The 12983-nt window shown below is 71.1% G+C and carries 12 protein-coding genes; 5 read left to right on the top strand and 7 right to left on the bottom strand.

Features of this window, described 5'->3' with window-relative positions:
• Positions 1-27 precede the first annotated feature (27 nt).
• Entirely contained in the window at positions 28-462 is a 435-nt protein-coding gene (locus ABKA17_RS01255) for a hypothetical protein (RefSeq protein ID WP_353689904.1), read from the bottom strand.
• Between the two features lie 146 nt (positions 463-608).
• Between ABKA17_RS01255 and ABKA17_RS01250 the strand changes: the two genes are divergently transcribed.
• Together ABKA17_RS01250 and ABKA17_RS01245 are read left to right on the top strand one after the other, a co-directional pair.
• A complete protein-coding gene (locus ABKA17_RS01250) occupies positions 609-1019 on the top strand; it encodes a VOC family protein (protein WP_353689903.1) in 411 nt (136 codons plus the stop codon).
• 24 nt (positions 1020-1043) lie between these two features.
• Positions 1044-1766 (top strand): TetR/AcrR family transcriptional regulator, encoded by a 723-nt coding sequence (locus ABKA17_RS01245; RefSeq protein WP_353689902.1) that lies wholly within the window; start codon positions 1044-1046, stop codon positions 1764-1766.
• Positions 1767-1773: 7 nt separating this feature from the next.
• Here the strand turns inward: ABKA17_RS01245 and ABKA17_RS01240 are convergent, their stop codons facing one another.
• Positions 1774-4185 (bottom strand): MMPL family transporter, encoded by a 2412-nt coding sequence (locus ABKA17_RS01240; RefSeq protein ID WP_353690740.1) that lies wholly within the window; start codon positions 4183-4185, stop codon positions 1774-1776.
• A 168-nt stretch (positions 4186-4353) separates the two neighbouring features.
• Between ABKA17_RS01240 and ABKA17_RS01235 the strand changes: the two genes are divergently transcribed.
• Positions 4354-5052 carry a response regulator transcription factor gene (locus ABKA17_RS01235; RefSeq protein ID WP_353689901.1) on the top strand — a complete coding sequence of 233 codons (699 nt, stop codon included), beginning with the start codon at positions 4354-4356 and terminating at the stop codon, positions 5050-5052.
• A complete protein-coding gene (locus ABKA17_RS01230) occupies positions 5049-6479 on the top strand; it encodes a sensor histidine kinase (RefSeq protein ID WP_353689900.1) in 1431 nt (476 codons plus the stop codon). Before ABKA17_RS01235 ends, ABKA17_RS01230 begins: the two co-directional genes overlap by 4 nt.
• Before the next feature lie 259 nt (positions 6480-6738).
• On the opposite strand, the gene ABKA17_RS01225 is transcribed toward ABKA17_RS01230, so the two are convergent.
• From ABKA17_RS01225 to ABKA17_RS01210, 4 genes are all read right to left on the bottom strand, one after another.
• Positions 6739-7140 carry an ATP-binding protein gene (locus ABKA17_RS01225; RefSeq protein ID WP_353689899.1) on the bottom strand — a complete coding sequence of 134 codons (402 nt, stop codon included), beginning with the start codon at positions 7138-7140 and terminating at the stop codon, positions 6739-6741.
• Between the two features lie 96 nt (positions 7141-7236).
• The gene (locus ABKA17_RS01220; RefSeq protein ID WP_353689898.1) at positions 7237-8793 is read right to left on the bottom strand and encodes an ABC transporter substrate-binding protein; all 1557 of its coding nucleotides are present in this window, start codon (positions 8791-8793) and stop codon (positions 7237-7239) included.
• Positions 8794-8974: 181 nt separating this feature from the next.
• On the bottom strand, positions 8975-10378 hold the full coding sequence (locus tag ABKA17_RS01215) for a metallophosphoesterase (RefSeq protein WP_353689897.1): 1404 nt from the start codon (positions 10376-10378) through the stop codon (positions 8975-8977).
• Between the two features lie 43 nt (positions 10379-10421).
• Positions 10422-10664, bottom strand: a complete 243-nt coding sequence (locus tag ABKA17_RS01210; RefSeq protein ID WP_353689896.1) for an SCO4848 family membrane protein — start codon at positions 10662-10664, stop codon at positions 10422-10424.
• Positions 10665-10755: 91 nt separating this feature from the next.
• Here ABKA17_RS01210 and ABKA17_RS01205 point away from each other — a divergent pair, with 91 nt between their 5' ends.
• Positions 10756-12051 carry a D-alanyl-D-alanine carboxypeptidase family protein gene (locus ABKA17_RS01205; protein WP_353689895.1) on the top strand — a complete coding sequence of 432 codons (1296 nt, stop codon included), beginning with the start codon at positions 10756-10758 and terminating at the stop codon, positions 12049-12051.
• Here ABKA17_RS01205 and ABKA17_RS01200 read toward each other — a convergent pair.
• A complete protein-coding gene (locus ABKA17_RS01200; RefSeq protein ID WP_353689894.1) occupies positions 12005-12937 on the bottom strand; it encodes a YihY/virulence factor BrkB family protein in 933 nt (310 codons plus the stop codon). The genes ABKA17_RS01205 and ABKA17_RS01200 overlap by 47 nt on opposite strands.
• Between the last annotated feature and the right edge of the window lie 46 nt (positions 12938-12983).

Here is a 12983-nt window from a genome sequence, read left to right as displayed (position 1 = left end):
GCGGGTTCCGGCGGTCGTGGCTCGGCCTCACCGCAGCGCGGGCCTGCTCCACTCCCGTGCCCCCGCCGCCCGCATCAGCTCGACGGCGGACTCCGGTTCGCCGGAGACCAGCGGATGCACCAGCTCGACGTAACGGACTTGCCCGGCCAGGGACTTGCGCAGCTGCCGGAGGCTGCGGGCGCCGAACGAGACGCGGCCGTCGGCCACCCCCGCGGCGAGCGCCAGCTTCCCGATGCCGACCTTGCACTCGGTCAGGCCGGTCTCGCGGCAGGCGTGGGTCTCGACGTCGCCGTCCCACAGCCCGAGGACGATCCGGTACCGCACTCCGGAGCCCGTGTAGGTCGCGACGGCGAGGTGCCGGTCCCGCTCGCCCTCGCCGGGCCCGTCCAGGCCGAGTCTGCGGGCGGCGTCCGCGAAGGCGGCCCGCACCTCGTCGAGGAAGGTCTCTGTTCCCGGAACCATTCCGCCCCCTCAGCCTCGCGGCACCTCAGCCTCGCGGCACCGACGACGGCTCAGCGTACCGACGGACGGGCCCCCTTCTCGGCCCAATGAGTGACCCCGTCGTCAGGGCGTCCGGCAACCACTGCTCCCGCACCTAATCTGATGGCATGTCAGATGAACAGTCGTACGAGCTGCTCGGTTTCGACAACGTCCTGCTGCCCGTCGGCGACCTCGTCGAGGCCGTCGGCTTCTACGAGCGCGCCGGGTTCACGGTGGCGTTCCGGCTCGACGAGGCCGGGATCGCGCTGCTGAAGGTCGGGGGCGAGACACCGGGGATCCTGCTCAGGCAGGAGGAGGGCTTCGGGTACCGTCCGCCGGCCTGGCCCTCCCCGCGTGTGTGGCTGGAGGTGCCGGACGCGCGCGTGGCGGCGCGTGAGGTGCGGGACGTGGGCATCGCGCTGCTCGACGAACCCTTCTCCGGGGCGACCGGCTGGACCGTCGAGATCGCCGACCCCTGGGGCAACGTCCTCGGGTTCACGGACTACAGCAAGCGTCCGGAGCTGGGGCGTCGCCCCTAGAGCGGCCCGTTAGGCTCTCGTTCTGTGCCCGCGAAGAACGAAGAGGGCGGTACGCCCAGCAAGTCCGAGCAGACCCGAGCCCTGATCCTGGAGACGGCCATGCGGCTGTTCCGGGAGCACGGCTACGACAAGACGACGATGCGGGCCATCGCCAAGGAGGCCGGCGTCTCCGTCGGGAACGCGTACTACTACTTCGAGGGCAAGGAGCACCTGATCCAGGGCTTCTACGACCGGATCGCCGCCGAGCACCAGGTGGCGGTCCGGGAGGTTTTGGAGCAGGAGACCGACCTGGAGGCGCGGCTCGCGGGCGTGCTGCGGGCGTGGCTGGACATCGCCACGCCGTACCACGAGTTCGCGGTGCAGTTCTTCAAGAACGCCGCCGACCCGGACAGTCCGCTCAGCCCCTTCTCGCCCGAGGCGGAGCACGCGCGCGTGGCGGCCATCAGCGTCCACCGCGAGGTGCTGGCCGGTGCGAAGACCAAGGTGCCGGAGGATCTGCGGGACGTGTTGCCCGAGCTGATGTGGCTGTCCCAGATGGGGCTCGTGCTCTATTGGATCTTCGACCGGACCGAGGGGCGCGAGCGGAGCTACCGGCTCGCCGAGCGCGGGGCCCGGCTCACCGCGCGCGGTGTCGCGCTCGCCCGGTTCCGGGTGCTGCGGCCGCTCGTACGCGAGGTGCACGAGCTGTTCACGGACTTCCTGCCGGGGATGACGAAGATGCTGCCGGACCCCGGCAAGAAGCCGTAGGAACTCCTCAGTTCACCGCGTCCAGCTCACCCTCGGCCAGCTCCACGTCGTACACCAGCGGACCGTCGCCGACGTCCACGTGCCGCGCGCGCGAGGCGTACGAGGACGCAGAGGCCGCCAGCAGATACGTGCCCGGGGCCGGGACCGAGACGATGTACGAACCGTCCGCCAGGGACACCACCCGGTCCAGCTGGCGGCCGCCCTTGGTCAGCAGCGTCACCGCCGCGCCCGCGACCGGTTCGCCGTCGGTGTCCCGGACGAACCCGTGGACGGCCGAGGCGGGCCCGTCCGCGGCCTCGTCGGCAGGCTCGACCGGGTCCTCCTTCGGCTCCACCGCCAGATGCGGCAGCCGCTTCTCCAGCCCCTGCGGCAGCCACCAGTTGGAGTTGCCGAGCAGGTGCATCGCGGCCGGCACCAGCGCCGTACGCAGGATGAACGCGTCCAGGGCGACCGCGGCCGCGAGACCGATGCCCGCCATCGCGCCCTCCATGTCGCCGCTGAGGACGAACGCGGAGAACACACAGATCATGATCAGGGCCGCGCAGTTGATGACCCGGCTGGTCTCCGCCAGGCCCACCCGGACCGCGCGCGCGTTGTCCTTGGTGTGCACCCACTCCTCGTGCATCCGGCTCACCAGGAAGACCTGGTAGTCCATCGAGAGGCCGAAGAGCAGGGAGAGCATGATGACCGGCAGGAACGCCGTGATCGGGCCCTCCTTGCCGATGCCCAGGAGTTCCGTGCCCCAGCCCCACTGGAAGATCGCGACCAGGACGCCGAAGGACGCGGCCGCCGCGATCAGGTTCATCAGGGCCGCGGTCAGCGGGACCACCAGCGAGCGGAAGGCGACGAGCAGCAGCAGGAAGCCCAGCGTGATGATCGCCCCGATGAAGTAGGGCAGCCGCTCGCCCGTCACCGACGCGAAGTCCTTGAAGACGGCCGTGACACCGCCGACATGGGCCTCGGCGCCGGAGGCGGGGATCACGTCGTCACGCAGCCGGTCGATGAGCTGGTCCGTCTGCTCCGACTGCGGTGAGGTCGTCGGGACGACCTGGATGAGCGTGACACCGTTCGCGGGCGGCACGGCGGCCACCTGTGCCACGCCCTCGGTGGACTCGATACGGGAGACCAGCCCCTGGGCGTCCCCGTCGGCGACGACCACCTGGAGCGGGCCGTTGAAGCCGGGGCCGAAGCCCTCGGCGAGCAGGTCGTAGGCCTGCCGGGTGGTCGTCGACTCCTGGTGGTTGCCCTGGTCGGTGGCGCCGAGCCGGATCGACAGCACGGGCAGCGCGAGCACGACCATGACCACGAGGGCTCCGGCGGCGACCGCGCGCGGGCGCCTTTGGACGTACGCCGACCAGCGCGCCGCCAGTCCGCTGGTGTGCTCCGGCTCCGGTCCCGTGGCGGCCAGCTTGCGGCGCTGGCGGCGGCTGAGGACACGCATGCCCAGGAGGCCGAGAAGCGCGGGCAGCAGGGTGACCGCGGCCAGCACGCTCAGCACCACGGTCAGCGAGGTCGCGATGACCACGCCGTCCAGGAAGCGCATGTTCATCACCAGCATGCCGGCGAGCGCGATGCACACCGTGCCGCCCGCGAACAGCACCGCGCGACCCGAGGTGTTGAGGGCGGTGACCGCCGACTCCTCGGGCTTCATGCCGCGCAGGATGCCCCGCCGGTGCCGGGTGACGATGAACAGGGCGTAGTCGATGCCGACGCCGAGGCCGATCAACGAGCCGAGCAGCGGGGCGACTTCGGGCACGTCGGTGACATGGCTGAGCAGCGAGGTCGCCATCAGGCCGGTGCCGAGGGCGGCGATCGCCACCACGAGGGGCAGCAGCATCGCGAAGAGCGAGCCGAAGGCCAGGAACAGCACGATCGCGGCGGCGACGATGCCGACCATCTCGGCGATGCCGGTCGGCGGCTCCTGGGTGCGGGTGATGGCCTGGCCGCCCAGCTCGACCTGGAGTCCGTCGCGTTCGGCCGCCTGCGCGGTGTCCACGACGTCCTCGACGAGTTCCTTGGGCACGGCGTTGGCCTGCTCGACAAAGGTGACCTGGGCGTACGCGATCCGCCCGTTCTCACTGATCTGCGCGGCGCCGCCCGCCCCCGTGTAGGGGCTGGTGACCTCGCCGACCCCCTTCATCGCCCCGATCTCCTTGAGCGCGGGTTCGATCCGGGATCGTACGGACTCGTCCCGCACCGACCCCTCGTCGACCTTCCACACCACCGTGTCGGTGTCGCCCGCGCTCTGCGGGAAGGCCTTTTCCATCAGGTCGTACGCGCGCGTGGAGTCCGTGTTCGGGAGCGAGAAGGTGTTCGCGTAGTCCGTGCCCGCGGCGGAACCCGCGAAGCCGACACCGAACACTGTCCCCACCCACAGCAACAGGACCACCAGCCGGTGCCGATAGCACCACCGTGCCAATGCCGCCACGATCAACGCTCCTTAGTCGTCAGTCGGTTGGTCCCCCAGGTCCTGGGCAACAGCATTGGCGCCGGCACGCGCGCGTGGACACCGGAGGCGACCGACTCTCAAGGAACTCCAAAGCACCGGACCGGCCCGGCTGTCAGTGGGGCCGCCGATACTGAGCACATGACTGACAGTCGGGAGGGTCCGGGCACCGTGCTGGTCGTGGAGGACGAGGAGAGCATCGCGGACGTCCTCGCCATCGCCCTGCGCTTCCACGGGTTCGAGGTGATGGTCGCGGGCACCGTCCGGGAGGCCCTGACGCTCGTCGAGCGCACCCGGCCCGACGTGGCGCTGCTCGACGTCATGCTGCCCGACGGCGACGGCCGGGCCCTGGGACGCCGGTTCCGCGCGGAGCGGCCCGACCTGGCGCTGGTCTTCCTCACCGCGCGCGATTCGCCCGGCGAGATCGTCGGGGCGCTCGCCTTCGGCGACGACTACATCACCAAGCCGTTCAACATCGACGAGGTCGTCGCCCGGATCACCGCCGTGCTGCGGCGCACCCGGCGCGCGGACGTGCTGCCGCAGCGGCCGCCGCTCACCTACGGCGACCTGGAGCTGGACGAGACGACGTACAGCGTGCACCGTGCGGGACGGACCGTGGAGCTCACCCCCACCGAGTACGCGCTGCTGCGGTTCCTGGTGCGCAACGGCGGGCGGATCGTGCCCAAGGAGCAACTCCTGCGCCATGTCTGGCAGTACGAGCACGCCCCGGCCGAGTCGACCGTCGTGGAGACCTACATCAGCTATCTGCGGCGCAAGCTGGACACCCTGGGAGCGCCGGTCATCACCACCCGGCGGGGCGTCGGATACGGGCTCGCATGAGGTTTCCGCGCTCCCTGTCCCGGCGCTCGCTGCGCGCCCGGCTGACGCTGGCGAACGTGGTGCTGCTGGCGCTCGGCATCGTCGCGGCGACCGCGGTGAGCGTGATGGGCATGCGGTACTACCTGCTCGACCAGATCGACGGCGAACTCGCCCAGACCCGTAAGGCGCTCGGCGGTTCGCAGCTCACGCTGGAGATGATCGAGGGCCTCAGCGACCTGGCGATCGTGCGCGAGCAGTTCATGCGGCAGAACGTGGCGGACCCCCGCCCGGACGAGCTCCTCACGCTCGTCGACGAACGCGGCGGGACGCTCTCCCTGGCCGGCTACACCCCGAGCGACGTCCAGCGGGACTTCGCGGCCGCCGTGGGCGACCCGCGCGCGCTGGCCGCCGACACCGAGCCGCACGACGTCAAGGTGCGCGGTGACGCCTACCGGGCGACCGCGGCCCATCTCGCCGACGGCACGTACGTGCTGCTCGCCACCTCCACCGAGGCCGTGCACAGAGGCGTCGGCAAGGCGGTCAAACTCGATCTCGCCATCGGCAGCCTGCTGCTGGCGCTGCTGGCCTGTCTGACCATGTTCAGCGTGCGGCGCCGGATGCGACCGCTGGAGGACATGGTGGAGACCTCGTCGGCGATCGCCGAGGGGGACCTGACCCGGCGGGTGCCGTCCAGCCGGGAGGCCACCCTGGAGGTCGAGCAGCTGCGGGTCGCCCTCAACTCCATGCTCCAGCAGGTGGAGTCGGCGTACCGCACGCGCGAGCACAGCGCGTCCCAGCTGCGCCGGTTCGTCGCCGACGCCTCGCACGAGCTGCGCACCCCGCTGTCGGCGATACGCGGCTATCTCCAGCTGTACGACAAGGGCATGCTGCGCGAGGAGGCCGAGCGCAAGCGGGCCTGGGAGCGGGTGATGGCGGAGGCGGACCGGATGGGGCGGCTGGTCGACGAACTGCTCACCCTCGCCCGCCTCGACCAGCAGCCCGAACTGCGCTTCAAGAACGTCGACTTGAGCCGCCTGGTGCGGGACGCGGCCGAGGACCTGCGGGTGCAGCAGCCGGACCGGCCGGTCGAGGTCGACGCCGAGGGCGCGCTGCTGGTCCGCGCCGACGAGTCCGGGCTGCGGCAGGTACTGGGCAACCTGGTGGGCAACGTGCGCACCCACACGCCCGCCGAGGTGCCGGTGCGGCTCGGGGTGACCCGGGCGGACGGCGTCGTACGCCTGAGCGTCTCCGACGAGGGCCCCGGCCTCTGCCAGGAGGACGCCGCCCGGGTCTTCGACCGCTTCTTCCGGGCCGGCGGGGGCGCGGGCAGCGGCCTCGGCATGGCCATCGTCCAGGGCGTCGTCCAGGCCCACGGCGGACGGGTCGCGGTCCGGACGTCCCCCGGCGAGGGCCTGACGGTGACGGTCATCCTGCCGGCCCGGACATAGCCGACTCCGGGGCGCGGCGTGACATGCCGGCCCGAACGCAACCGAGTCCGGGGTCGCGCGTGACATACCGGAACGCAGGTCGCCGACCCGACGCGCGTGGCCCCGCCAGGCAGACGTCGTCGACCGGATGCACACGCGACCCACCGACGCGTATGCAGGCCAACCCGACACCCGCCCGACCCTGCCAGCGCAGACGCCCCCGACGCGCGCGGGACCCTGTCGGCGCGGACGTCGCGGCTTCATGCCGGGGCCCGTGGGGTCATGTGTGGGCGAGGACCAGAGCCCATACGGTCTTGCCGTGCCGCCCCCTGCTCCACACGCCCCACGCCGCGGCGATGTTCTCCACCAGGTGGAGTCCGCGGCCGGTCTCCTCCCAGTCGCCGACCACCCTGAGGCGGGGCTCCAGTTGGCCCTCGTCGGAGACCTCTATGAGGCAGGAGCCGTCGGCGAGTGCGGTGACGGCGACCTCGAACTCGCGCTCCAGCAAGGGCCCGTGGCGTACGACGTTGGTCGCCAGCTCGGACACCAGCAGGACCGCGTCCGCCAGTGCCGGATCGTCGGTCCCGTGCCCCCAGTCGGCCAGATGGTCCCGCACGCGGCGCCGGGCGAGACCGACGGAAGCCGGGTGCCGGGGCAACCGGAAGGAGTTGCGTCTCAACACGTTTGCTCCTCACCCCGCGCACACCTCCGTCACATGGTGCTGCGTAGGGCTGCTACCCCGCGTCACTCCGGCGAATGTCAATGCCGTCGGATCGCGTCAGATCCAGTTGAGCCGCCAGAGCCGGAACACACCGGTCCCGTCCGAAAGATACTGGCCACCACCGACGTCCTCGCTGGTCACCACGTACTCCTTGGCCTGCCACAGCGGAATGACCGGAACATCTCGGGCGACGGTGTCCTGCACGGCACGGAAGTCGTCCGCGGCGTCGCCCCGGCTCTCGTACTGCTGACTGGCCTGAATCAGACGATCGACCGCAGCGCTGCTGTACCCGGTGCTCATCGTCGCGTCGGTGCCGACGAGCGGGCCGCCGTAGGTGTCCGGGTCGGGATAGTCGGCGACCCAGCCGACGGCGTACGCGTCGAGCTTGCCGCCGACCCAGCGCTTCTGGAAGTCGGTCCACTCGTAGCCCTTGACGGTCACCTTGAACAGACCGCTCGCCTCCAGCTGCCGCTTGAGCTCCTTGGCCTCCCCGGCGGCGGAGGCGCGGCCGATGCCGTAGCCGTAGGTGAAGCGGACCGGCAGGCTCACGCCGGCCTCGGTGAGCAGGGCGCGGGCCTTCTTGGCGCTCTCCGTCGGGTAGGTGTCGAAGAACGCCGTGGTGTGGCCGGTGATGCCGGTCGGGATCAGCGAGTACAGCGGGTCGACGGTCCCCTCGTACACCGTGGCCGCCAGCCGCTCGCGGTCGATCAGCCAGGCCATCGCCTGACGGACCTTCACCTCGTGCAGCGGCGAGGAGGCGCGGGTGTTGAGGTAGAGGTTGCGGACCTCGGAGCTGTCGGCCTCGGAGACCCGCATGGACGGGTCGCTCGGATTCAGCTCGGCGAGCGTCTTCGGCGGCAGCTGCCGGGTGGCGGCGTCGACCTGCTTCTTCTTCCAGGCGCTGTCGAGGGCGTCGGCGTCCTTGTAGTAGCGCAGCTCGACGGGGCGCCCCGCGTCGTTGATGGCGCCCTTGTAGTGCCCGTTGGGCACGAGGACCGCCTTCTCGTCCTTCGTGTACGACGTCAGCTCGTACGGGCCGGTGCCGTCCACGCCGTTGTCGGTGCGCAGGCCGTTCGCCGGGTACTTGTTCCGGTCGACGATCGAGCCGGCCCCGGTGGCCACCTTGAACGGGAAGGTGGCGTCCGCGGAGGACAGATGGAAGGTCACGGTCAGACCGCTCGCGGACACCGACTTCAGGGTGTCCAGGAGCGAGGACGGACCGACGTCCGACTTGATCTTCTTGACCCGGTCGAAGGAGTACTTCACGTCCTCGGCGGTCATCTGGCGCCCGCTCGGGAAGGTGAGCCCGTCCCGCAGCTTGCACTGGTACGTGCGCAGGTCACCGCCCTCGAACTTGCAGCTCTCCGCCGCGTCGGGCACCGGCTGGGAGCCGCCCGCCTCGAAGGTCAGCAGCGACTGGAAGACGTTGCTGAACAGAGCCCACGACCCGGCGTCGTAGGCGCCGGCCGGGTCGAGGGACGTGACGACGTCCGACGTGCCCACCTTGATGGTCTTGCCCGGATCCTCCTGCGACGGCATCAGCTGCCAGCCGCCCACTCCCACGGCCGTCAGCACCACCAGCGTCGCGAGAATCCGTATGCGAACCGATCGCATCGGTTGCCCTCCCCGGGCCCCTGCGGCCCCAGCGCATGCGCCGCTCCCCTAGCGGCGCGGCTCACCTAACCACACGCGTTTCAACCGGGGGAAGAGGGATCTTGAGAGTTGAGAAAGTCATTGCCGCAAGGTGTTGCCGCCGGGTTTCACAGAGTTCCCACAGGGGTCGCCGGGAACGTCCTCAGGCCTGCCGCGACGCCAGCTCTATCACCGTGATGTCCGACGGCGCGCCGACCCGGGTCGGCGGCCCCCCGGCGCCGGCGCCGCGGCGGACGTAGAGCTGGGTGTCGCCGTAACGTTCCAGCCCCGCGAGGGGCGGGGTCGCGGCCTGGGCGACGAAGTTGCCGGGCCAGAGCTGGCCGCCGTGGGTGTGGCCGGAGAGCTGGAGGTCCACGCCGTGGTCCACGGCGTCGTGGATCTGCACCGGCTGGTGGGCGAGGAGCACGCACGCGCGTGCCGTGTCCCGGTCGCCGAGGGCCTTGGCGAAGTCGGGTCCCTGTCCCTCGCTCTCGCCCGCGATGTCGTTGACGCCGGCCAGGTCGAAGTACGGCATCTCCGTCCGGTCGTTCTCCAGCGGGCGCATACCGAGCCGCCGTACCTCCTCGACCCACTGCTCGGCGCCGGAGAAGTACTCGTGGTTGCCGGTGACGAAGAACGTGCCGTGTCTGGCCCGGAGTTGCGCGAGGGGCGCGGCCGCCGGACCGAGGTCCTTCACGCTGCCGTCGACCAGGTCGCCGACGACGGCGATCAGGTCGGGCTGGGTGGAGTTGATCGTGTCGACGACCGTCCGCGCGAAGCCGCGGCCGAGGACCGGGCCGAGGTGGATGTCGCTCACCACGGCGATGCGGTAACCGTGCGCCGCGCGCGGCAGCTTGGCCAGCGGCACGGTCACCCGCTTGACCTTCGGCCCGCGCAGCACGCCGTACGTGCCGTACCCGACGGTCCCGACCGCGGCGGCGGCCGCGGCACCGGCCACGACACGGGAGACGAAGAGACGGCGGGAGGGGGTGGCGGGCTCATCCGCGCGCGGGGGCTCTTCGGAACCCGGGCCGCCCGGGACGGAGGGCTCTGCGGCGGCCTGTGCGGAGGGGCCCGCGGTGGCCGTCGACTTCGGGTCCGCCGGGGGCTTCGGAGCCGCTTCAGGCTCGCTCTGCCCCGCTCCGGCCGGGACCGGCTCCGGCACGCTCTCCGCGACGCCCACCGGCTCCGCCGCTCCGGCCGGGACGCGCTCCCGCTGCCGTACCGTCGCCGTCTCGCCCGCCCGGCGCTGGTCCCGCCGCTCCAGGACGCGGCGCAGCAGCGGTCGTACGACCTCGCCCACCACCACTCCCAGCAGCAGGTAGATCGACAGCGCCATCCACAGGAAGCCCGGCCAGGCCAGGACCCGCTGGAGCCAGAAGGGGGCGCCCGCGCGCTCGGCGATCAGCGCCGTGACGGTCAGCACCCAGCCGCCGGCGACCACCACCGCGCCCGTGCGGCGCACCCAGCCGGGCCCGCGGGTGGTGTCGCGGAACAGCCGCCGCCACACGTACCAGTTGGCCGTCACGAGGACGGTCAGGGCGAGCAGCGCGAAGACGATGACCACGAAGTCGTATCCCTTGGTTGTCGGTGGGGACGCGGGGCGCCGGTTATGACGTCCGGCGCAGTGCGCGCACTCCGCGCAACCCGATGCCCCCGACGACCGTCCCCAATACGAAGGAGACGACGGCGAGCAGCAGGTGCACCCAGAAGTACGCGGTCGGGTCGCCCGCGTCGTCGAACGCGAGGCCGCTGCCGTCCTTGACGAGATTCTTGACGAAAGTGATCCAGATGATCCAGCTCCACACCCCGAAGGCGAGCAGGAACCAGGAGACGGGGCGGCTGAGCTTCATACGCCCAGTATCTCCGCCGGGTGTCCGGTTCCGCGTCCGGGGTGGGGTGGGCGGCGGGACTTCCCGGCCCGCTACATGTACGTTTCCGACCGTGCCCGCACCCCAGAAGACCGCCAGGCGCTCCCTGCTGGTCGTTTCCGCCGCCCTGACGTCCTTCGCGCTGACCGCAGCCCCCGTGTTCGCGGCCCCGAGCCCGAAGCCGTCGAGTTCGGCCTCCGCCTCCCCCTCGGCCACTCCCCCCGCGAACATGTCGACCGTCGGCGGCGCCCGGCTCGGGCAGGCCGGGACCCAGGTGAATCTGGCGAGCGGCGTGCCGGTGCTGCCGAAGGACCTCAGCGCGCGCTCGTGGATCGTGGCGGACGCGGAGACCGGCGATGTGCTGGCCGCGCACAACGCGCACTGGCGGCTGGCCCCGGCGAGCACCCTGAAGATGCTGTTCGCCGACACGGTCCTGCCGAAGTTCCCCAGCACCGAGAAGCACAAGGTCGTTCCCGCCGACCTGGCGGACGTCGGCGCCGGCTCCAGCATGGTGGGGATAAAGGAGGACGAGACGTACACCGTCCACGACCTGTGGCTCGGTGTCTTCCTGCGCTCCGGCAACGACGCCGTGCACGTGCTGTCCGCGATGAACGGCGGCGTGAAGAACACCGTCGCCGAGATGAACGCGCACGCCGAGGAGCTCCAGGCCCTCGACACGAACGTGGTCAGCCCCGACGGCTACGACGCCGAGGGCCAGGTGTCGAGCGCGTACGACCTGACGCTGTTCGCCCGTTCCGGTCTTCAGAAGAAGGACTTCCGCGAGTACTCCTCGACCGTCACCGCGAAGTTCCCCGGCGAGACGAAGAAGAACAAGAAGGGCAAGAAGGTCCGCGGGTCCTTCGAGATCCAGAACACCAACCGGCTGCTGTCCGGCGACTCCGACGTCGATGTCTACCCGGGCATCGCGGGCGTCAAGAACGGCAACACCACCAATGCCGGCGCCACCTTCACCGGTGTCGCCGAGCGGGGCGGCAAGGTGCTCCTCGTCACCGTGATGAACCCGGAGAAGGACGAGCACAACGAGGTCTACAAGGAGACCGCCAAGCTCTTCGACTGGGGCTTCAAGGCCGCGGGCAAGGTCGAGCCGGTGGGCGAGCTGGTGGCGCCCAAGGGCGCGCAGCCGAGCGCCCAGCCGGGGGCGAACGACAACGGGCAGGCGGGCGGCGCCTCGGCCTCCCCGTCCGCGTCCACCGCGGGCAAGCCGGTGGCCGCCGCGGTCGACAAGGGCTCGCGCGGGATCGGTATCGCGCTCGCGATCACCGGCGGTGTGCTGGTGCTGCTGGCGGCCGGCGCGTTCCTGGTCAACCGCCGGTGGCCGCTGCCGGATCTCGTACGTCGCCGCCACTGACCCCCGGCTCGTCCCGCGACTCGCCGTCGTGCTCGTCCTCCGCGCTCTGCGTCGCCGTCCAGGAGGCGCAGAACAGGACCAGCTTCGAGGTGAAGTTGATCCACAGCAGCAGGGCGACGGGCACGCCGAACGCGCCGTACATGCTCTTCGCGGCCACGCCCTGCATATAGCCGCTCAGCAGCAGCTTCAGCAGCTCGAACCCGACGGCCCCGATCAACGCCGCCACCAGCAGCCGGCGGCGCCTCGGCTGCACTCCGGGCAGCAGGGTGAGGGCGTACAGGAGCAGCAGGAAGTCGGCGAGTACGGCGATCAGGAACGCGGCGGTCCGCAGCAGGACCGCGCCCCAGCCCTCCCGGTCGATGCCGATCTCGTCGCTGATCCAGCCGACCATGGCGGAGCCGACGGTGGACGCGGCGATCGTGACGAGGAGGGCGCCGCCGAGGCCGAGCAGCACGCCCGCGTCCTTGGCCTTGCGCAGCAGCGGGTTCTCCTCGTCGTCGGGCAGCTCCCACACCGCGCGCAGACACTCGCGCATGGAGCCGACCCAGCCGATGCCGGTGAACAGCAGGACGGCGCCGGCGATGAGCCCGACGGTGCCGGCGTTCGCGACCAGACCGTCGATGTTCAGCTGCTCGGAGATACCGGGCACCTGGTCGGCGATCTTGTCCTCCAGCTTGTCCTGCTGCTGGGTGCTGAGGGTCGCGGCGGCGACCGCGGCGGCCACGGTCAGCAGCGGGAACAGCGCGATGAAACTGATGAACGTCATCGCGGCCGCCAGTTGCGACCACTTCACGCGGTCCAGACGCTCGTACGACCGCCACGCGTGCGTGGCCGTCAGCCGGGCCACCACCGGCCCGACCACGGGGAGTTTCTTCAGCCAGTCCATGATCCGAATCTGCCCTCGTTGACCTAGGTGCCGAACGTACGGAAGC

The organism is Streptomyces sp. RG80, assembly GCF_040446465.1.
GTDB lineage: Bacteria > Actinomycetota > Actinomycetes > Streptomycetales > Streptomycetaceae > Streptomyces.
This window is presented reverse-complemented; position numbering and strand designations above follow the sequence as displayed.

Coding starts and splice junctions, on each gene's coding strand:
- ABKA17_RS01255 (WP_353689904.1), bottom strand. CDS start 462: ATGGTTCCGGGAACAGAGACCTTCCTCGACGAGGTGCGGGCCGCCTTC.
- ABKA17_RS01250 (WP_353689903.1), top strand. CDS start 609: ATGTCAGATGAACAGTCGTACGAGCTGCTCGGTTTCGACAACGTCCTG.
- ABKA17_RS01235 (WP_353689901.1), top strand. CDS start 4,354: ATGACTGACAGTCGGGAGGGTCCGGGCACCGTGCTGGTCGTGGAGGAC.
- ABKA17_RS01230 (WP_353689900.1), top strand. CDS start 5,049: ATGAGGTTTCCGCGCTCCCTGTCCCGGCGCTCGCTGCGCGCCCGGCTG.
- ABKA17_RS01220 (WP_353689898.1), bottom strand. CDS start 8,793: ATGCGATCGGTTCGCATACGGATTCTCGCGACGCTGGTGGTGCTGACG.
- ABKA17_RS01210 (WP_353689896.1), bottom strand. CDS start 10,664: ATGAAGCTCAGCCGCCCCGTCTCCTGGTTCCTGCTCGCCTTCGGGGTG.
- ABKA17_RS01200 (WP_353689894.1), bottom strand. CDS start 12,937: ATGGACTGGCTGAAGAAACTCCCCGTGGTCGGGCCGGTGGTGGCCCGG.